This window comes from Photorhabdus sp. S10-54 (assembly GCF_963878145.1).
GTDB classification, from domain to species: Bacteria; Pseudomonadota; Gammaproteobacteria; order Enterobacterales; family Enterobacteriaceae; genus Photorhabdus; species Photorhabdus kayaii.
On record NZ_CAWNXG010000025.1, the window covers coordinates 1 to 22441 of the forward strand.

A 22441-nucleotide genomic window follows, 5' to 3' on the forward strand; every position below is an offset into this window, starting at 1 on the left:
GCACCGGGGCTGACGACGCAACACTGGCTGGAGGGCCATCGTACGCTCCTGCTGTGGGGCGGCAGTTTGCAAACTGAACCCGATGCCGCGCAACTGGCGGCCCTGCGTCGCTTGCGCCGTTTCCGCCCGCTTAATGGTATCGTCTGGGCGCTGACCGAACAACAAAGCGCGCAGCCGGTCTGGATGGATAAGGCATTGCGGATGTTGCAGAATCAGGCCCAACAGTTGCACTGGCAGGCGCCTGTCTATTTGTGGCAGGTGTGTCACAGTCTCTGGTCACAGGAAGGGCGGGTGACTCAGGCGGTGGGGTGCTTTTTACCTGAACGCTGTACCCCCGAGATTGTGGAGACCCAACTGCACCAGTTGATTGACCCGATACGCAAGCGGGGGATGCAGCAACTGTTGCCCGAGAATGCCCATGATTTTTTATATCGGCTGGCCTCCACGCTGGAGAAAACAGGCATTGACCACTGGCGCAAGGTGTTGACGCCGTGGCTGGCGGAGTACGCTCAGGTCGTGTCGTTGCGTGGCCTGATGTTCAGTCTGCCGCTGGAAGCGACCCTGGATGCAGGACCGCAAAGCTGGCTGCCCGATGCCGCCTGGCAGGGGGTATTAGCTGACAGTCGGCACCGGCATGGCAGACGGGTCGGATGGATCCAGAAGCGCAACGTTTATCACGGCCTGATGGCCCTGGCCTTATTGTGGGGCGCAGGCAGTGTGCTTTCTTTTTTTACCAACCGCGACCAGATAGCGGGGGTCAACGCGGCGGTGACTGATTTGCAAGCCCGTCCTGAGGCGTCCGATGCCCAGTTGATGGCGTTTAAGGCGCTGCGTAATGAAATGGGCCGGTTGCAGTACCGGGCCGAACATGGGGCACCCTGGTATCAGCGTTTCGGTTTGAATCAAAATCAGCCGCTGTTGACGGCGGTGTTGCCGTACTACACCCAAATGAATAACCGGCTGATACGGGATAAGGCGGCGGCGATACTGCGCCAAAAACTGAGCGCGCTGGTGAATCTGCCCCCGGGCAGCCCGCAACGGGCCCGCCGGGCGAAAGCCGCGCACAACCAACTCAAAGCGTATCTGATGATGGCCTACCCACAGAAAGCGGAGGCCGCGTTTTTAACCCGCGTCCTGAGTGAAAATGAGCCGGCCCGGGCCGGTATTGCCCCCGGTGTCTGGTTGAGTGCGGCCCCGGATTTGTGGGATTTTTATGCGGAGAATCTGCCCGCCCATCCGGAATGGCGGATTACGCCGGACACGGCGTTGGTCAGTCAGGCGCGCCGGATATTGCTGGCGCAGATGGGGCGGCACAATGCGGAAGCCACGCTCTACCAGCAGATGCTGCAATCGGTGGAGAAGGATTATGCCGACCTGACCTTAAGGCAAATGACCGGCGACACTGAGGCGGAACGGTTGTTTACCACGACACGCGTGGTGCCGGGAATGTTTACCCGTCAGGCGTGGGAAGGGCAGATACAGAAAGCGATTGATAACGCGGTAGCTTCACGTAAGGAAGCGATTGACTGGGTGTTGAATGATAACCATCAGGCCGTCCCGGCAGCCGTCTCACCGGCCGAGCTGAAAGCCCGCCTGACCGCGCGTTACTTTACCGATTTTGCCGGGGCCTGGCAGGATTTTCTCAACAGCCTGCGCTGGAATAAAGCGCGTAATCTGGCCGGGGTGACAGACCAGTTAACCCTGATGGCGGACGGGCGCCAGTCCCCGCTGATAGCGTTGATGAACACGGTGGCGTATCAGGGACAAACCGGCCAGCAGGGGCCGGCGTTATCGGATGCATGGGTGAAATCCGCGAAGACGTTGCTGAATAAAACGGCGGTGCCGGTGATTAACCAACAGGCTGGCGAAGTAAACGGACCGATGGACAGCACTTTCGGTCCGTTACTGGCGCTGATGGGGAAAAACAATCCACAAAGTGTGATGACCGCGGACAGCAACCTCAACTTACAAACCTTCCTGACCAGAGTTACTCAGGTGCGGCTGAAACTGCAACAGATAAACACCAGTGATGATCCCTCAGAGAGGGCGGGGAGGCTGGCGCAGACGGTGTTTCAGGGCAAAAGCACCGACCTGACGGAGACCCAGGGTTACGGCAATCTGATGGCGGCCAGTTTGGGTGACCAATGGCGCGGTTTTGGTCAGACGATGTTCGTACAGCCGTTAAATCAGGCATGGCAGGGAATACTGAAACCGGCAGCGGCAAGTTTAAATGAACAGTGGCAGACAGCAATAGTGGCTAACTGGAATACCGCCTTTGCCGGTCGCTACCCGTTTGCCGGTGGGCAGAGTGACATTTCATTGCCGATGCTGGGGCAGTTTATCCGCCCGGACACCGGGCGCATTGAGCAGTTTTTGACGCGCCAGTTAGGCGGCGTATTGCATAAAGACGGCAACCGTTGGGTGCCGGATAAAGTGAACGGTCAGGGGTTGCAGGTTAACCCGCGTTTCCTGAAAGCGGTGAATCAGCTCAGTCAGTTATCGGATGTGCTGTTTGCGGACGGCAGTCAGGGACTGCGGTTTGAACTGCGTGCGCGAGCGGCGCGGGATGTGGTGGAAACCGACCTGACGATAGACGGGCAGAAATTGCGTTACTTCAACCAGATGGAAAGCTGGCAGCGTTTTCGCTGGCCGGGAGAGACGTATAAACCGGGGGTGATGCTGACCTGGACCAATGTCAATGCCGGGGCGAGGCTGTTCGGTGATTATCCGGGAACCTGGGGACTCATTCGCTGGCTGGCGCAGGCGAAAGCGGAAAAGTGGGATGAAAGCCGTTACCGGCTGACATTCACTATGCCGGACGGTTTACCGGTGACCTGGATATTACGTACGGAAATGGGCAGCGGGCCGCTGGCGTTGCTGAAACTGCGGGGATTTACGTTGCCGAAAGAGATTTTTGACACGACACCGGGTGATGACCCGGTCATCTCACTGGTCGATGACGATGACCTGACGGAGGGATCATGTTGCAACGATTGATAACAACCTGTCTGGGTGAGCGTGATGTGTTGACCCTCGCCCGAAAGCAGACCGAACGGTGGACGACGTGGTTGTTGCCCATTAGCGCAGAAGCGCCGACCGGGGAGGATCCAGTTCATCACGATGATTTTCAGCGCATGCGTGAGGAGGTCAATAAACTCAGTGGCATTGATACGGCCCTTATCTGTCAATTGGCGGAAAAACTGCTGATGACCTACTGCAAAGATGTTCGCGTGGCGACCTATTACGTCTGGGCACGTCTGCATCAGGAGGGTGAAAACGGTCTGGCTGAGGGGTTGACGTTGTTAGCCGCGCTGGCGGACCGTTTTGGCGAAACCTTGCTACCCCATCGAGCAGGCAGCCGTCAGGCTGCGCTGGTATGGCTGACCGGGGGCAAAATTCAGGCCAGTTTATCCCGCTACCCGGAAGTGAATCGCGCCGATTTTGAACGCGTGCTGGCCGCGCTGGCGTTACTGGAACACGTGTTTGCCGACTGGGACGCGGCGGCTCGTCCCACCCTCGCCGGGCTGGCGGGACCCCTGGAAACCCGTCTGGCCCAATCGGGCGGTGTTGACGCCGTGGTGCCGCAAACTATCGCACAGACCGCGTCGGCGAACGGTGACGGGCCTTCACCCGTCGTGCGGCCCGTGCAGTCCGGGCGTGATTTGCTGGAACAGGCGCGTGAACTGGCGCGTTATCTGCATGATCAACCGCACGGGTGGTTATCCAGTCATCGCCTGATGAAAAATCTGCGCTGGGATACCGTCCATCAGTTACCGCCGCAGGATACCACCGGACTGACCCGTTTGGTGCCGCCTCGTACGGAATACCGGGCGCAGTTGAAACGGCTCTACCGGCAACAAAGTTGGCGTGAGTTGTTGGCGCAGGTCGACCGGATGTTTGCGGAAGGGGTTAACCACTTTTGGCTCGATTTACAGTGGTATCTCTGTCAGGCATTAAGCAAATTGGACCATCCTGATGAAAGTTGGGCGGATATTGTGAAACAGGATCTGAGCATCCTGCTTGGGCGCCTGCCGGGGCTGGAGAATTTGGCCTATAACAACGGAACACCGTTTGCCGATGAGGTGACCGGTCAGTGGATAGCGCGGGACGTGATGGCGGCCCAGGACCACGGGTTACCGGACGCCCCGCCGGCACAGGGTGAGAATGACATCCTGGCGCTGGAAGCGGAGGCGTTACAACTGGCGGACAGTGAAGGTATTGAGGCCGCGTTGCGTTGGCTGGGGCAATTGCCGGGGATCATGGGGGTGCGTCCCCGCTGGCTCCAGCGCTTGTTGATGGCGCGGGTGGCGGAGCAGTACGGCAAAAATGAGATGGCGTTGCATCTGCTTACGGAGCTGGACGCCGGCGAACCGTTGGGTCTGAGTGAGTGGGAACCGGTGCTAATGTTTGAGGTGAAAGCCCGGCAACTTAAGTTGCTGCGGATGAAAGCCCAACGCAGTGAACAGGATAAGGTGCTGACGGCACAACGCAGGGAGACATTGCTGGCCGGACTGGTGGCGATTGATCCGGTCAGGGCGGCGGTGTTGTGTGGCTGATGGCCCTAGAATATGGCATGACAATCTTATCCCTGTTCGACCCGTTTTACCCTCCCCAATGTATTTATTCTGAACTGTTTATTTGAGGACAATCCGATGGATGATTTAATCCTGCGCTATTACGAGGCAGAAATGCGCTACCTGCGTGAAGCGGGCAACGAGTTTGCCAAAGCCTATCCTGACCGGGCGGCTCTGCTCAATCTGGACAGAGTCGGCACCCGTGACCCCTATGTGGAGCGTTTGTTTGAAGGCTTTGCCTTTCTGATGGGCCGCCTGCGCGAGAAGCTGGATGATGACTTACCGGAGTTGACGGAAGGGCTGGTCAGTTTGCTGTGGCCGCATTACCTGCGCACCATCCCTTCCCTGTCCATTGTGGAACTGGGCGCGGATTGGGCACAGTTGAAACAGCTGAAAAATCCGGTGCAGGTGAAAAAAGGCTTTGAGATACTTTCGCAGCCGATCGGCCCGCAACAGACCCGGTGCCGCTATACCACCACTCAGGCGGTTCAGTTGCTGCCGCTGGCGCTGACTGACGCTTCGCTTAAATCTGAACCGGATGGCCGGGCTGTCATTCGCCTGCGTTTTAATTGTGGCACTCAAGTGGACTGGCGCCAGGTTGATTTGAGTCGTTTGCCGCTGTACCTGAGTGCGGACAGCCCGCTGGCCTGTGCGTTACATCGGGCATTGACGCTTCAGACGCAACAGCTGTATCTGCGTCTGCCCGGTCAGCCCGACCGCCAGCCGTTTGACGGGGGATTCTCCCCGTTGGGATTTGGCGATGAGGAAAGGCTGTGGCCGAAAGGGGACAGTGCGTTCAGTGGCTATCAGCTGCTGCTGGAGTATTTTACCTTCCGTGAGAAATTCATGTTTGTCGCGTTGTGCGGGCTGGAACAGCTGACTATACCCGACAGGACGCCGTGGTTTGAACTGGATGCGGTGTTGGGTGAAAGCTGGCCTCAGGAGTGGCCGTTTTCTGCGGCGCATATCCGTTTGCACTGTGTGCCGGTGATTAACCTGTTCCCGCTGGAATCCGATCCGTTGCCGCTGTCACCGTTGAAAACAGAGTATTTGCTGCGCCCGATGCGCCTTCAAGACGGGCATACCGAGATTTATTCGGTGGATGCGGTAGTCTCCTCGAAACGCAGTGATCACCAGTCGTATGTGCCCTTCAGTAGTTTTCGCCACAAAGGCGGTATGCTGCGCCATGACGCACCGGCGCGTTACTACCATACCCGGGTAAAACAGGGGCCGTCGGGTTTGTACGACACCTGGCTTATTCTGGGCGGGGAGGAGATTGATAATAATGAAGGATCGCGTGAAGCAGAAAATCTGTCACTCACGATAACCGGTACTAATGGGCAACTGCCTCGTCGGGCATTGCAGGAGACGCTGCTGGATACGGCGGTGTCTCCCCCGTTGGCGGAACTGACCGTGCGTAATCTGTGTGAACCGACATTGCCGTGTTATCCGCCAAACCGGGATCGCTTTCACTGGCGGGTGCTCAGTCATCTCGGCTCCAATTTCCTCAGTTTGATGGATAACCCGGAAGTGTTGCGCGGCACGCTGGCCCTGTATGACTGGACCGATGACGAGATGAACTATCGCCGTCTGACGGCCATTGTGGCGGTGAAACATGCGCTTATCGAGCGGTTTGAGCAGGGGTGCCTGCAACGGGGCGTGCATATTGAAGTCACGCTGGACAGCAACGGCTTTACCGGGACCGGGGATATCTGTCTGTTCGGTGAAATGCTCAGTCGCTTTTTTGCCTTGTACACCGATATCCATCTGTTCAACCGGCTGACGCTGGTCTTACAACCCACAGGAGAACGCTTGTCATGGCAAGAGAAGCACAGTCAGTGTATTCCCGGTTAATGCCCGGACTAAAGGACGATATTTCGACGCTCAATTTCTATCAGTTCTGTCAGGCCGTTGAGCGCACGGTCCCGGATCGGCACCCCCTGGGCAGTACGGATAATCCCGCCGATGATGTGATACGTTTCCGGCCCCATCCGGGGATGGGGTTCCCGACCAGTGCACTGAAAGCGATGGAAACTGACTGCGAATACCCGGATCGCCCCCCGACAGTCAGAACCACGTTTATGGGGCTGTACGGCGTGGATTCCCCGTTGCCGACCGCTTACCTGAACGATATCGCGCAGCACCGGGAAGGGCATGAAGCGGTGGAAGCCTTTCTGGATATGTTTAACCACCGGATACTGACCCAATATTACCGTATCTGGCGTAAATATTCCTACCCGGCGACGTTTGCCTCTGGGGGAAGTGACCCAACATCGCAGTGTTTACTGGGACTCATTGGCTTAGGCATCCCGGGCAGTCAGCAGCAGATTGCCACGCCGGTGTCCCGTTTTCTGGCGTTGCTCAGTGTGATGCGCCTGCCGACTCGGACGGCGGAAGGGGTAGCGGCGCTGGTGATGTTGCTGGCGCCGCAGACCCGTGTCGTAGTGACACCCGCCTGCCCGCGGCAGATTCATCTGCGGCAACCGGCCGGTTTTTCAGACTCGCAGCCGATTTCCCTGTCGCAACGTACCGTGCTGGGCAGAGTCGGCACGGATATCAACAGCCAGTTATTGCTGGCGTTGCACACGGATTGCCCGGAGGAAGCGCGAGGCTGGCTGCCGGGCGGGCAGTTACACACCGATTTGTTGACGTTGCTACGCGTTTATCTGGGTTGGCGGTACCGGGCCCGGCTGCAATTGACCCTTCAAACCCGAATATTACCGGTGCCGGTGCTGGGCAGCGATAAGCCTGTTCAGCTGGGGCTGACCGGGGTGCTGGGGTTGCAGGCTGAAAAAAATCAGGCAGCAATCCCGGACAAGATAACGGTGAGTCTGGGAGATTATCAGGGAATATCGCCGGACAACCATCAAAACACAGGAGGACACCATGTTCACTACCGCTTTTTATAAAACGGTGCCGATGATAGCGGCAATCACCTTACTGCTGACCGGCTGCGGGCTGACGCAGACGGTAGCCGATGGCACGGTATCCGCCACACAGTCCCTTTTTCATCGACAAGTGAAAACAGTGCGGCTGGATTTTACGCCCCGGGCAGCGGTCAACACGGATAGCGGGGAAAGTGTTGCCCTGTCCGTCCCTGCGCTGGTCCGGGTTTATCAGTTGCGGGACAACCAGGCGCTGGAAAAAGCGGATTATGCGGATTTGCTGGAGAACGGCGACCGTATACTCGCTGCCGATTGTCTGGCGAGCCGGGAGGTGGTGGTCAAACCGGGTAGTCATGCTTCACTCAATATGCCGATGGCGGCGCAGGCGAAATATGTCGCGGTGGTGGGTCTGTTCAGAAATCCCGATTTAGCCGGGGCGACCTGGCGCCTAATCATCAGACGCCAGGCGCTGTCACCGGATAAGCCGCGTACCATTGAGTTGAATGGCGGCAGCCTGACTCTGTTGCCTGAAAAGGAGTAAGTTGATGAAAAAGAAAACCAACAAGCCTTCCCTGTATGAATGCCTGTTCGGCAACGTTCGCGGCGGGTTGGATTTGCATCAGATCAGTGAGGAAAATCAGGTGATTTTGTCGGTACTGGATAATATGCAGTGTATCCTCAATGGCCGGGCGGGTTCGCTGAGCCATCTGCCGGATTATGGCCTGCCTGATCTCAGCACTATCCTGCAAGGGTTGCCTGAATCGTCACAACGCTTGATCGCGACGATTGAACACACGCTGCTGACTTATGAGCCCCGCCTGAAGCAGGTCAGTGTGACGTTATTGCCGGAGATTGAACCGACGCATTTGCGTTATGACATCAACGCCGAACTGAAAGAGGTGGGGCGGGTGCGTTTTAGCACGGAATTTGTCCCGGAAGGGAAAGTGTTGGTCCGCCATCTGCGCCAACCAGGGCGGATGGATTAATCTGCGGTGGGGCTACCTTGCCTGCCGCCGCTTTCTGTTATCGGAACGGGCCGGAGTGCCGCCCGGACTGTTGAATGCGTTGATGTTGTCCCGCTGCGTTAATCATGCTGATTTCAGCAACAAATCTGGGTGAAAATAAAGTGATGACTGAAAATATTGTCTATACCGGGGATGATCCCCGTACGCAGCCTGAATTCCGTGCGCTGAAAGACGAAATGAGCAAACTGAGCCATCCGGCACGGCCCGACATTGACTGGGCTAAAGTTGAACAGCTTTGTTTGACACTGTTTCAGGTTAACGGTGTAGAACTGCAAAGTGCCGCCTGGTACACATTGGCCCGGGCACAACGGGCCGGATTTGCGGGTATTCATGAAGGGTTGGCCCTGATTGAGGGGTTAGTGGCTCATCAATGGCCGCAATTCTGGCCGCAATCTACACGTGTACGGGTTGAGATATTGGCCTGGCTGGTCGCACGGTTACAACAGCTGTTACGTACCTCGGTTTTCTCCTATATTGACCTGCCGCTGATTTACCCGGTGGAAAAGGTTCTTGAACATCTGTGTGAAGTGCTTCAACGTCTGGAACTGAAATATGTAAGTCAACTCGACAGCCTCCGCGTGTGGCTTCACAACAGCGCTCAACGCTTAGAGCGGCTGAAACCGGAAACGGGGATGATGCCTGTTATCTCGGTCTCCTCCGTACAACCAGGGGGGAATGCTATTTTGACGCCCACAGCCCCCCTCCGGCCACAACTGATATATGTCATGCGTGAAACGGTTTCTGGTGTCCCCCCTCAGGGCAATGGGGTCCGGGCTTTACCTGTGTCCCGCGGGAAAGTCTGGCACGGTTTTGTCGCGGGTGTCGCGTTGTGCGCGCTGGCAGTGGCCGGTGTTTGGTGGGTGAAAGGGATGCGACAAGCGCCGCCGCTGGCGCAGGCATTGCAAGTGACCACGCAGCCTTTGCCGCGGACCTTACTCCCAGCGCAACTTGCTGAGTTGCGCCACCCGGACAACGCCGTGCTGCTGAATCAGTTGCAGGAGAAAACGCTGGCGGCCAGTCGGTCGCAACTGGCAAGTTTGGATACCTTGCCTGTGTTGTGGCGATTAACGTATGGGACGCAGCTATTATACCAACTGCAAACATTATGGCCGGCCAGCCAAACGGTGCAAGAGATGGAGAAACAGTGGCAACAGCAACGTGAAGCCACAGCGTTACCTGTCTCTGAACTGGAAAATTACCACCTGGCTCAATCGCGTCTGCAACGATTAGCGGCCCGCCTTGATGAGCTGGATGAAAGACGCGGTCGTTATCTCACGGGGTCTGAATTGAAATCGATGGTATTTGGCATTCAGCAACCGTTGGCGAGCACACCGCCATTGGAAGAATTATTGCGCCAACTGGCCGAACAACAAAAAAGCGGCACGGTCTCCCCGGCACTGTGTCAGCAAATTAACACCCGTTTCAATCAATTACTCAATCGTTATGCACTGCTCATGCAGCCTGCTATCCATTAATCAATTCACTGTAAGGATTTTGGTTATCTATGAACAATGTTGTTGACACTTTCTCTCACCTGGATGCAAAGGAATATGCCTTGGTGTGTCAAATCTGGCAGCGTGAACCGGTGTTGCGTGAATTGGTCGCGGAACTCGATAAATAGATACTTCTCGAACCCCGATACAGTGCTCTGTTTAATACCGACCCGATCAGTCGTTTCTCGCTGAGTCAATTTGCTTTTTTTGCGGGTCTCCCTCATTGCGAGTGCGAGTATCTCTGGTGATGTGATCTTCATAATTACCCCTATAACAGATAAATACAAAATATCCCCTGAAAGGGATATATCGACGATTAAGAGAAGGCAAACCTGACCCACGTTACCGCAGGTCAGGCACATCACTGTGATTTTCCTTTATAGAAAGGAGAACCATCACAACTCACGCTTTGGACAATCAATCACGTCGAAATTTTTGCTGTAACAAACGTAAAATTCATCACGATTGATCTGAATGGCTTTTCCCTTCAATGATGGGTTATTTTTCTGGAGGAACTTAATTAACTGTTTATTAGATGGACGATCATTAGGCAATACCAATCCATCAAACAGTTCTTGCTGTTTACTGAAAAATTGATCTGGCGTTGTAAACGCACAAACACCATGTTTTTCCCACTCACCTTGTAACAAATCTGCCCCTGGAGAAGCGCATAGATAAGGTTTAATCACCTGATAATCCAGTGGTGGCAAATCCCCTTTGCAAAGACGTGGATGTTTTCTGACATCAGACCAATCACGGCACTGTGCCATTGATTTACTATCACAGGTTTGCGCCCACAATCCGTGAATTACCCAACTAAATTTGTTTTCGGAGAAACATTGCAATTCAAACTTTTCATATTCACGCTGCGCTTCAGCAAATTTATTACTATTTTTCAGGCGCTCAATATTCTTTGCTTTACTCTTACAAAATGCTGGAGAATAACTAATAGACAGTTTGAAATAATCTGTCGATGCGATTGCGTTCTGACCATAACGGTCACCTTTAGCAACATAATCATAATCTTTCGGCGGAGTAGCAGGTAAGATACAAGACGCCCCCTCTTCCAATGTTGATAGAGACTCCAACGAGTCAGTCACTTCTGGTTGCTTCACACAACCCACAATCAGTAAAACGAATATTGCTGATAATAAATTAAAAAAACGCATCTTAATTCCTTTATGGGAAATTATTTCCCTGTTGATGGTAAACAAACAAAAACCTGCCAAAATTAAGGCAGGCGACTATTAAAATTATTTTTTTCAGTCAGATCAATTTGATACACAGCAAAACCGATCTCATCATTTTCCAAATATTTCACGGGATATTGAGAAAATGCTTTGATGAATTTCGCCGCTTTCTCACTTGGAGACGTTTCGAAACGGATATCCAATTTCTTGTCAGTTTTGATTGGCATAATCGACCAGTTATTCTCTGCTTTAGTCGCTACTATCCCTTTCTGTTTAGACATTTTGGCAATGTAAGCAGCCAAAATAGCGCGGTTCTCATCCGGTGAAGCGAATGCAATGTGATCTTCGCCTGTGCCGGCAAATTTACCACCATAGGCGCGGTAGTTATTGGTAGCAATGAGAAATTTAGCGTGAGGATCGATCGGTTTACCTTGGTAAGTCAGCTCTTTGATACGATTTGCTCCTTGATTGATGATCTGGCAATCAACGTCGTATTTAGCGGGCTGAGTCAGATCAATCTTATAATTCACGCCACTTATCATGTCGAAGTTATAAGTACGGAAACCGCTCCAATTCAACAGATACTGAGGCTGAGTTGAATTTGGATCAATCTGGTTATACATGCCGGCCGAACACTCCAACCATTCAATCACATCAGCACCCGTGACCTTCACAACAGCCAGTGTATTGGAATAGAGATACAAATCTGCTGCGTTACGAAAGGTTAAATCACCTTTTTCAACTTCAATAAACTCTGAAGGTGCATTTTTACGCCCGCCAACTTTGAATGGTGCCGCAGCGGCCAGAACAGGAATATCTGCTAAATCGGGATCACCTTGAATAAAACGCCGCGTGTAATCGGCTTGTGCATCATTCACAATCTGCACTGTCGGGTCGCTTTGAATCAAAGCCAAATAGCTATACATATTGGCAGACGCTTTGCCAATCAATTTACCGACAAAACCCCGCGTCCCCTGATGAGCTTGCCCGATAATTTTTGCCAACTCACTATCACACTCAACCAGTGCCTTTTTATTCACTTTGTCATAAATCGGGCGCGCTTCCGCTTTTGCTTCCGTCACTTTCCATGCCCCACCCCCGTTGTCGATAACCATATCAACAACACCTAAATGATCACCCCATTGGCCGGGCATAACAGCCGGAATACCATTAACCGTACCTTTAGCAACATCAACGCCTTTAATGTCTGCAAATTCTTTACTTGGAAACACACCGTGTGAGTGACCAAACATAATCGCATCAATACCTTTAACTTCACTCAAGTAATAAACCGAGTTCTCAGCCATTGCCTTATAAGGCTCCTTGGAAAAGCCGGAGTGAGGAATAGCAATAATCAAATCTGCCCCCGCTTTTTTCATTTGAGGAACAAATTTTTTCGCGGTTTCAGTGATATCATTAACGACAACTTTCTCATCCAGATTGACCTTATCCCAGATAACAATTTGTGGCGGTACAAAACCGATATAGCCAATCTTGATGGTATGATTCTTACCCTCCCGGTCTTTTACCGGCGTATCAACAATAATATAGGGGGTGAAATAGTTCTTACCGGTTTTCGCATCCATGATGTTGGCATTGATATAAGGGAACTTCGCACCGGCAATGGCTTTTTTCAGATAATCCAAACCAAAGTTAAACTCGTGGTTACCAAAGTTACCCACGGTATAACCCATTGTATTCATTAACTGATGTGCTGGATGAGATTCCCCTTTTTTAAGGCCTTTTGCGGCCACGTAATCAGCCAGTGGGCTACCTTGAATCAAATCACCGTTATCGACCAGAATGGAGTTAGAGGCTTCTGCTTTGGCTGCTTTAATTAAACTCGCTGTGCGTATCAAACCAAATTGTTCTGTAGGTTTATCCTTAAAGTAATCAAAATCAATCAGGTTACTGTGAACATCAGATGTTTCCATTACCCGCAAATCAACTGTTTCAGCATGGACATTACATGCGACCAATAAGGTTAATGTGGAGACTTTCAACACATTGTTAACCATTTCACACCTCTTTTTTAGGTAGTTTAGGAGGACTCAAAATCAGCTCTCCTTTAACTGTCAACTTACAAGTACAGATGAGCGTCGATTTCCACAATCATCTGTTTTTTATTTTCATAAGCTGGATTGTCGCTGTGCGCATCATCATATGCCGTTTCAACGAACAAACTCAGGCTATTGTACTGAGAAATTGCAAAACGTTTATCTCAACCAACAAGATAAATCTGTTTTTTTATAGTTAGGGTATCTGCATTTTTATCACGCAAAAGAGTCACTCACAGACATACCACTTTGCCAAGATCTCACTCCTCCTATGACACTAACACAGTAAAATCTGCCCTCTAGCCACCTTTAACACGGTTTAATTTAAGTTAAGTAAGAATAAAATATCTACAATGCGTTGTATTTAATTATTAGCTTTATTTCTGGACAAAAATCTCTCTATTCCATTGAGCCGGTAAAATATTCAGGCTAATAAATACCGCTCATAATATTACCGTATAAAACAAACTTGTTAACAAATTGTAAATATTTTCAAGCAATCAATTATCATCCATATTATGGTTTCCTTATATAAACTTTTATGGTTTTTAATTACAAAATAATCGTTAATTTAGGTTATAATGATGAACGCTTTTAATTAAAAATGAGTGATTCTATTAAAATTTCAATTTTTTGATATAACCTTCAACCAAACAATCTACTGTAACCATATAATAAATAAACATAAAAATCATTTTCGTGATAAAATGCACAATTACATCGTTAAACAAACAAATAATTAAAATTATTTGTGATAATAATCACATCATCAGGTAACTTTATCTTTTTAATTTTATTAACTACATTATTTATAAAAAAAACAATTTAAACATTAAACTTTAATAATTAATTTAAATATAAATTAATTTTAATTATAAAATAAGAAAACATTAAAATACATAAAAAACAATATTATTAATTTTATATAAAACCGATCTCTAAAATTAATTAAAATTATTTTTTGTAAAATATATAAATATATTGAACATATTATAAAAAGTAAAAAAACATTTATTTTTCAAATAAAATAAAAAACTAATTTAAAAAAATATAAAAATTAACTATCATACTGATTTAAAAGAAAAATAACCAAATGAATATTTTTAAAATTATAATTTATCAATAACTTTGACACCATTAGAATGACTATAAACGACTTTTCTGATCAGCATGACACATTCACCCATCGCCCCCACTATCTCACTCAATTCAGCAATGAAGAGAAAATAAAAAAATTTATGTTCCCCTCTTGACCAGAAACAATAATTACATTAATTTTATTTAACATTAGAAAGAATATTATTGAACCTTATCATTTCAGCACTCACTTAGAGCCGAAAGAATTTAGAATAAGTTTATAGCAATAATTGATTATAGTAATAGTTAATTGGTTAGAACTCGCGTTAACTATTCATTAATTTTAAAGAGATTTTAAGGTTAATCGCTGACGTCAAAACAAAAAACATAAAATAATATAACATTTTTAAAGCATTTTTTCTCATCAGGATTACTGAGGATTTCCTGACAAGTTAATAACACCTCTACTGTCTTTATTCATCACCATTAACCCTAAAATAATCAAAACATTATGATGGAGGTAACTGCAAATGAAATGGTATGTCAAGGAAGCCCTCGAAATTAATCAGGCTATACCATACGAGGAATCAATCAATATCGAAGCGGGTTTTGGACCAACAGGGCTTCCACACATAGGAACCCTTTGTGAAATCCTCCGAGCCAATCTCATCAAAACCGAATTGGAGAAAGCAGGCAGAACAGTTAATTTTTATCTCATTTCAGATGATTTGGACCCTTTCAGAAAAGTGCCTTTGAATATTCCAAATGCTGAACAATTAACGCCTTATCTAGGCCAACCGATAAGCAAGGTGCCGGACCCTTTCGGAAATTTCCCGTCATTCTCTGAAATGGCGGAATATCAACTCATGAAGCTCGCCACAGAATACGAAATAGAGTGTCAGCTAGTCAGAAACTCTTTAGCCTATCAAAATGGCGATTACAATGACGAAATCAAACTATTCCTACAAAATTTTTTGGTGCTAAACCAAATATGCAAGGAATCTACCGGATCTTTAAGACAAAGAACCTACAGCATGATCATGCCCATTTCTGAAAGAACTGGCACCGTACTGGAACATATTATAGTAACCGACGTGAACCCTGCATCAGGAGAAATAACCTATTACATACCTGGCGATGAAGTCATTAATAAACCCGGTTATGAATATGGCGTAGAAATTCGGGAGTTCTATAAAAATGAAATATTGGATCAAGAGCAAACTATTTCGGTACTAAACGGTAAATCTAAACTTCAGTGGAAAGCAGACTGGGGTATGCGCCTCCTTGCCAGAAACATTCATTTTGAAATGCATGGTGAAGATTTGCTGGCTTCTGCCGATGTTGCTCGCCAGATCGCGGGAGCATTAGACAGGCCAATTCCACGTTTTTACAAATATGGGCTTTTCCTTGATGATTCAGGTAAAAAAATATCGAAATCGAAAGGAAATAGTTTCTCTTTAGATGATATTCGCCATCTGCTTACACGAGACGCAATTCGCACTTACCTCTCAAAAGAGCCACAGAGATCGTCTAAATTTTATGTCGCACTGGCACCACATCTCAATGATCAAGTTAATATTTCGCAAAAAGATGGAAAAAGACTATCTTTTTCGAAGATAGCAAGAATATTACACGCGTCAAAACCAGCAAATAAACTCGCGGCTGAAAATTTTCTGAATCGCTATAAAAAACCGGGAGAGTCCATTTCAGATCAGGAATTGGAAATAAGTTATAATTATTATATCAGGACATGTAAAAATGAAAATCAAGGGTTACAAAACATTAAAGAAGAAAAGTATTTCTCAGCCATTGCCAACTCAATAAGTTCAGGAGAAATATCCACTAAAGATCAACTTTTCCAGCATATAATCAGTACATATGAAGACCATTTTTCAGATGATAAATCATCCCAAATATGGCCTCTGCTCTACCGAGGGTTATTTGGCGATACTAAAGGCCCACGCATTAAAACATGGTTAGATTTAAATGAGATGCAACATATTTTAACCCATTTTAACACCCCATATAAAAACTCATACCCAAAAAATGAGGAAAATATCGTTAACCACGAAATTAATAGTTCTCAAAAAGAGATATTCATAAACAATAAAATCGAGGAGAATCAAATCCATATGACTAAGTTATACAGCAAAATTAATTTCACCGAAATCAGAAAAAAATGTGACGAACTTTCCTCCGCTTTACAGAGGAATAGTGAGGCATTAGTTGAAGCGCTCTCTGGCTATCAATGTAAAAACGTCACCGAAGATGAAATTCTCCGTTCAATAGATGTCTTGAATAATATTGAGAACAACAGAGAATATTTCAAAAAGAAAATTTATGGTGTGACATCATTCCTCCCGCTTAACCAACCCATTTACGCTTCTGTATGTTTTGGTTTTATCCCTTCACTTATGGCAGAAAACGTGTGCATACGCCCCCCGACAGCAATGCATACACATTACAAAAAATTTGAGCAGGTTATTAATTTATCCAAATTTTCTCCAACATTATCTATTTCTTATGAAGATAAAGAGTTATTTTTAAGTCAACGCGTAAAAATAACTGATGCAGTAATCTTTACGGGAACACCAGAGAATGCGCTCAAAGTCCGTAAACATTTCAGAAAAAACACCTTATTTATTCTTAATGGCGCCGGTCATAACCCACTTATTATCTCAAAAGATGCAGACATTAATCTGGCTGTTGAAAGTGCAAAACGAGTTGTTCTTTACAATCAAGGGCAGGATTGTGCTGGTCCAAACGCCATATTAGTACACAATGATATATACGATTTATTCAAGCAACGATTAATCTCTGATTTGAAGAATATTGAAGATAGAGTTGGCCCTTATAGTGACTATAAAAATATTGTCGGTCCCAATAGCGATATTGATCACAGTATAAAAATTGCTTCAGTATTTAAAGTAAATAGACCCTATTGCACCTATGGAGGAGAAGTTAATCCCATCAATGGCATGATAAAACCCACGGTTTTCGAGAAAGAATTATCATTAGGTGGCAATTATAAAGAATTTTTTGCCCCTGTGTTCTTCTTACAAAGATATTATCAGGATCAAGATTTAATCCATTATTTTTCTGATCCTTTGTATTCTGCTAATGCTATGTATATATCTTTGTTTGGTACCAGTGACTATATCCATCATCAACTCAGCGAACGCCTTCACTTGCCAGATAGTATTCTGAGTAATACTGACTTACATCTGGAAGAACACGGTTATCTTCCCTATGGTGGTCAAGGGCCGGCTGCTTCATGCCTTTGGTATGAAGGTAATAGGATTAGCGGCAGTACGTTGCCACAACGTGATATATACCATTATTTAATTGAACCCTTTGATACCCTTCCCACGCCAAAGAGTGAAAAGCACCACTGTGTTCAAGCGGGAATTTAAGCTACTCCGGTAAGTCCTCACTTCAACTGGATGACCTGACAGCGCCGTACTTTCATAAGTAAGCACGGCGTGTCTCCGCGTTTAAATATACCCGTTATCTTTCAAGTTGCCTCTTTGTTGGCTGCACTCGCTCACCCCAGTCACATAGTTTGCTATGCTCCCGGGGATTCACTCCCTTGCCGTCGCGATCCATCTTGAAATCCATAGGGTATATAATAAAGTCATCAATCAGGATAATTGACACAAGATACTAGGGCTTATCCCTGTGATTCGCTATCATGCTACCTTATGTTGGTCATGCTCACCGATTCATTGAGCAAAAATATGGGGTAATTTTATGTTGTGGTTCAAAAATTTAATGATTTACCGTTTAAACCGGGAAATTTCACTTTCTGCGGATGAACTGGAAAAACAATTGAGTCCGTTAGCATTCACCCCATGTGGCAGTCAAGATATGGCGAAAACAGGTTGGGTGCCACCAATAGGTTCACACAGTGACGCCTTTACCCATGTCGCGAATAACCACATTCTGATTTGCGCCCGTAAAGAAGAAAAGATGTTGCCTTCACCGGTTATCAAACAAACGCTGCAAGCAAAAATTGAAAAATTGGAAGGAGAACAGCATCGCAAACTTAAAAAAACAGAGAAAGACTCTCTGAAAGATGAAATATTACATACCTTGCTACCACGGGCATTTAGCCGATTCAGCCAAACTTATATTTGGATCGATATCGCCAATAATCTGATCATTGTTGACGCAGCCAGTGCTAAACGAGCCGAAGATAATTTGGCATTATTGAGAAAAAGTCTGGGTTCTTTACCTGTTGTTCCTCTGACATTTACAAACCCGATAGAATTAACCCTGACAGAATGGGTACGTTCCGGTGATTTACCGACAGGTTTTGCTTTAATGGATGAAGCTGAATTAAAAGCTATTCTGGAAGAGGGTGGCGTGATCCGTTGTAAAAAACAAGATTTGGTTTCTGACGAAATCGCCACCCATATAGAAGCAGGCAAATGTGTCACCAAATTGGCGCTCGATTGGGAAGAGCGTATTCAATTTATGTTGTCAGATGATGGCGCTTTCAAGCGCATAAAATTCAGTGATACTCTGCGTGAACAAAATGATGACATTGATCGGGAAGATTTTGCCCAACGGTTTGATGCTGACTTTATTCTAATGACCGGCGAATTGAGTGCGCTGATTAAAAGCACCATTGAAGCACTAGGCGGCGAAGCGGAAAAATAATCACACGATTCATACAATAAACGCCAGTCTATACCCTATGGATTTCAAGATGCATCGCGACGGCAAGGGAGTGAATCCCCGGGAGCATAGCAAACTATGTGACTGGGGTGAGCGAGTGCAGCCAACAAAGAGGCAACTTGAAAGATAACGGGTATATACTGGCGATAATATCAACCTATTTCAGAACCAATAATAACGCCCATTAATCCAATTAAGGTATTCAATGAATTCAGCTAAAAAAGGCTATCAACCGCCTTTCTCAATTACAGCTAAAATGATCCAATTAGTTGCTGAAATCAGTGAGAATATCGGCCGGTTAAGCACTGAACAGGAACAAATAAAAGCTTTGCGGTTGAGACGTATCAATCGGATACGCACAATTCACGGTTCACTGGCAATTGAAGGTAACTTACTTGATGCAAGCCAAATCACAGCCATTATTGAAGGAAAGCGAGTTATTGCACCTATCAGTGAAATACAAGAAGCGCGTAACGCTATTTTGGCTTATGAAAAGCTCAACCATTGGCATTTCACATCAGAGCAAAACTTACTAGAAGCCCATTATGTTCTGATGAAGGGATTACTAGATAATGCCGGTAGTTATCGACACAGCGGCGTCGGGGTGATGGATGGAGAAAAAGTCATTCACATGGCTCCACAGGCAAACCGGATTCCAAAGCTGATGGGTGATCTTTTTCACTGGTTAGGCTCTACTGATATTCATCCACTTATTGCCAGTTGCATTTTCCATTACGAATTTGAATTCATTCATCCGTTTGCCGATGGAAACGGCAGAATGGGCAGGTTATGGCAGACATTAATCCTAAACCATTGGAACCCTTTATTTGAATTTATTCCCGTTGAAAGCCTGGTTTATGAACATCAAGCTCATTACTATCAAACAATTAATCTAAGTAGCCAACTTGCTGATTGTGCGCCATTTATTGAATTTATGCTGCACATGATCCGTGATGCAATTCTGACATCCACCCATCAGGCTACCCATCAGGCTACCCATCAGGCTACCCAACAAGTTAAACAACTAATTATGGTATTGAAAGGGGAAATGAACCGTGGGCAACTGCAATCAGCACTTGGATTAAAAGATCGTAGCTCATTCCGTCTGCGCTATTTGCAACCCGCACTGGCAGCAGGATTAATTGAAATGAGCCATCCAGAAAAACCTAGCAGCCCATCACAACGCTATCGTTTGACAGCAAAAGGGACAAATTTAAAAAATCACCATAAACAGTAAAGAGTCACCAATCCCTACCTTTCAATGATGCCCCTATTTTAACGGCACTATAATTCTTTGACACACTGCACACAGAACGAATCTATTTATACCCGTCATCTTTCAAACTGCCTCTTTGTTGGCTGCACTCCCTTGCCGTCGCGATGCATCTTGAAATCCATTGGGTATAGTTTAATTCAATAAAATAATGATTCATATAAAAACATTTATCACCTTACAACCAAATAAACATCATTAAAAAAATATTATTTTCAAAGACAATCCCATTATATAGAAAGATAATTACTATTAATTTATTAATAATAAAAATCTATTTATTCCGAAAAAAAACTTATTTCAATTAATTATTCAGACTCTTATAAGAGTCTGAATAACTTTATTCTCCAATAATTAACGTAAAAAGAAAACAATTTATTCTAATATTTTCTCTGCATATAAAATTAATGATGAATTAGCTCCAATAAATACAGCGTTACCGTTGAAGGTTTCGCGCCTTTATCTACCAACGTTAATTTATTATTAGCTATAGACACATTAATCTGGTTAGTCACCTCTGGCGGCGTCATTTTTTCCAGCGATCCGCCTTCTTGAATACGATATGCTTTAACTTTAAATTTCTTGCAACCTATATGATCAATCACCACTGTAACGCCGTGATCACTATAAGTATAATCACGAGTTTTAGGCCTCAAAAGAGAATCTTCAGGAAGTTGTTGTACTGGCTCTTTCTGCACTACCGCATTATTAGATTGAATGGTTGTCGGATCAACACCGCCAAACCATTTATTCTTACTACCGGTATCCGTTAATTGATCTAATGTTCGGCTGGTATCCAAATAGTATTGTCGATATAAATCCGCAGGAACTGGTGCTACATTACCATCAGAAAAACCCTTATCCACTTTATAATTTGCCGCGAGGATGTTAATTTTATTACCCGATTTATTTTCGGCAGCCAAAACCGTCAAGCCAGTTGAAAAATCCTTTTGACTACTTAATATATAAGGTGTTTTCAACATTTTAGCAAAAAGACCAAAAGATTGGGCTGAATAGGTACAGAAATTTCTAACACTTGGGTTTTTAGAATTAGGTTGATCATTAAATAAACCAAAAGGTAAACCATCACCCCGATAATAATGAGCCAGGTCAACTTTGGTATATTGCATATAAATCAATGAGGAGGCGATATAGGCTGCATTTTTAGGACTCTGCACTTTTGTAAATGTATTTCTCGATCCAAAAGGAGTAGAGTTCCACTCAGTACAAATACTCTCAGTTTTAGTAAAGCCATAAGTATGCAAACTTTTCTGAATCGTATTACCCATATCAATAATGTTTTGCGGGTCCCCAGTATCAACGTATCCATGCCAGGAAAAGAAATCTAACGGTACATTATTATCACGACAATATCGGAAAAACCCATCAATATAATGTCCTCCTGCATGATTACTAAACGAAATACCTGCACCACCGACTTTAGCATCAGGATCAACCACCTTAATTAATCTCACTACTTTTTCATATAATTGATAATACTTTTGTGGATCATCACTATTCCAGAAAAACAGCAAATCAGGCTCGTTCCAAATCTCCCAATAACTTATTTTTCTCGGCAGCCCAATGTTGGCATAGTTTACACCATAACGATTCACCAAGGCTTTAACTAATGCTGCATAAACATCAAAATCCTCTGGCATTTCATAACCGCCATCAAGTGAACGCCCAATACGAAAAAAAAGTTGTCGCTGAATATTATCTGGATTCACATCTACTTTATTATTCAAAACATCACGCAAATAAGCATCGGTCATTTCATAATTGGCATCTTTTAATGCAAGATTCACATCATGATTTCTCATCCCAATAGCCGCATTGGGAAAAATACTTCTGACATTTGCAATATCAGCAACAAGCTTTTTAGCCGCCGGTTTCTTTTCCTCCGGCACATTGATAATCATTTGATCTTGGTTGTTTTTCCTATCCACCTGGAAATAATTATCTATATCCCCAATACCAAAGCCGTCATGGAGCCGGACATGTGTAACTCCCATCTGATTAAATTCATTATCTAAATTAGGGAAACCTGGCGCTATCGATTTAGGAAGACCATTGACACCATTAACCGCTTTAAGATGTGAGTTATACCCCGCTGATAAATCTCGATGATTTTTATTAAATGAAAAAATTTTAGTCATAATACCCTCTATATTAATTAAGAAATTG

The 22441-nt window shown here is 46.2% G+C and carries 13 protein-coding genes; 10 read left to right on the forward strand and 3 right to left on the reverse strand.

Annotation, left to right across the window (positions count from 1 at the left end; genetic code table 11):
- From AACQ83_RS14145 to AACQ83_RS14175, 7 genes are all read left to right on the forward strand, one after another.
- Positions 1–2997, forward strand: a 2997-nt coding sequence (locus AACQ83_RS14145) for an ImcF-related family protein (protein ID WP_112886945.1), incomplete at its 5' end; no start/stop codon positions are given.
- A complete protein-coding gene (gene tssA / locus AACQ83_RS14150) occupies positions 2982–4556 on the forward strand; it encodes a type VI secretion system protein TssA (protein ID WP_112878279.1) in 1575 nt (524 codons plus the stop codon). The genes AACQ83_RS14145 and tssA, both read left to right, overlap by 16 nt.
- 96 nt (positions 4557–4652) lie before the next feature.
- Complete coding sequence (tssF, locus tag AACQ83_RS14155) at positions 4653–6428, forward strand: type VI secretion system baseplate subunit TssF (protein ID WP_112878280.1); 1776 nt, start codon at positions 4653–4655, stop codon at positions 6426–6428.
- Positions 6392–7483 (forward strand): type VI secretion system baseplate subunit TssG, encoded by a 1092-nt coding sequence (gene tssG / locus AACQ83_RS14160; protein WP_112878281.1) that lies wholly within the window; start codon positions 6392–6394, stop codon positions 7481–7483. Before tssF ends, tssG begins: the two co-directional genes overlap by 37 nt.
- Positions 7461–8000, forward strand: coding sequence for a type VI secretion system lipoprotein TssJ (gene tssJ / locus AACQ83_RS14165; RefSeq protein ID WP_112878282.1), 540 nt, complete (start codon positions 7461–7463; stop codon positions 7998–8000). Before tssG ends, tssJ begins: the two co-directional genes overlap by 23 nt.
- A 4-nt stretch (positions 8001–8004) precedes the next feature.
- Positions 8005–8445, forward strand: a complete 441-nt coding sequence (gene tssE / locus AACQ83_RS14170; protein ID WP_112878283.1) for a type VI secretion system baseplate subunit TssE — start codon at positions 8005–8007, stop codon at positions 8443–8445.
- Between the two features lie 104 nt (positions 8446–8549).
- Complete coding sequence (locus AACQ83_RS14175) at positions 8550–9959, forward strand: VasL domain-containing protein (protein WP_240000804.1); 1410 nt, start codon at positions 8550–8552, stop codon at positions 9957–9959.
- A 413-nt stretch (positions 9960–10372) separates the two neighbouring features.
- Here the strand turns inward: AACQ83_RS14175 and AACQ83_RS14180 are convergent, their stop codons facing one another.
- Positions 10373–11146 (reverse strand): ribonuclease T2 family protein, encoded by a 774-nt coding sequence (locus AACQ83_RS14180; RefSeq protein WP_112878284.1) that lies wholly within the window; start codon positions 11144–11146, stop codon positions 10373–10375.
- A gap of 62 nt (positions 11147–11208) precedes the next feature.
- Positions 11209–13185 (reverse strand): bifunctional 2',3'-cyclic-nucleotide 2'-phosphodiesterase/3'-nucleotidase, encoded by a 1977-nt coding sequence (locus tag AACQ83_RS14185; RefSeq protein WP_112878285.1) that lies wholly within the window; start codon positions 13183–13185, stop codon positions 11209–11211.
- Positions 13186–14831: 1646 nt separating this feature from the next.
- Between AACQ83_RS14185 and AACQ83_RS14190 the strand changes: the two genes are divergently transcribed.
- From AACQ83_RS14190 to AACQ83_RS14200, 3 genes are all read left to right on the forward strand, one after another.
- The gene (locus tag AACQ83_RS14190; protein WP_112878286.1) at positions 14832–17714 is read left to right on the forward strand and encodes an aldehyde dehydrogenase family protein; all 2883 of its coding nucleotides are present in this window, start codon (positions 14832–14834) and stop codon (positions 17712–17714) included.
- Positions 17715–18051: 337 nt separating this feature from the next.
- Positions 18052–18963 (forward strand): recombination-associated protein RdgC, encoded by a 912-nt coding sequence (gene rdgC / locus AACQ83_RS14195; RefSeq protein ID WP_112878287.1) that lies wholly within the window; start codon positions 18052–18054, stop codon positions 18961–18963.
- A 223-nt stretch (positions 18964–19186) separates the two neighbouring features.
- Positions 19187–20218 (forward strand): Fic family protein, encoded by a 1032-nt coding sequence (locus AACQ83_RS14200; protein WP_112878288.1) that lies wholly within the window; start codon positions 19187–19189, stop codon positions 20216–20218.
- A 440-nt stretch (positions 20219–20658) separates the two neighbouring features.
- On the opposite strand, the gene AACQ83_RS14205 is transcribed toward AACQ83_RS14200, so the two are convergent.
- The gene (locus AACQ83_RS14205; RefSeq protein ID WP_112878289.1) at positions 20659–22413 is read right to left on the reverse strand and encodes a GH39 family glycosyl hydrolase; all 1755 of its coding nucleotides are present in this window, start codon (positions 22411–22413) and stop codon (positions 20659–20661) included.
- Positions 22414–22441 lie beyond the last annotated feature (28 nt).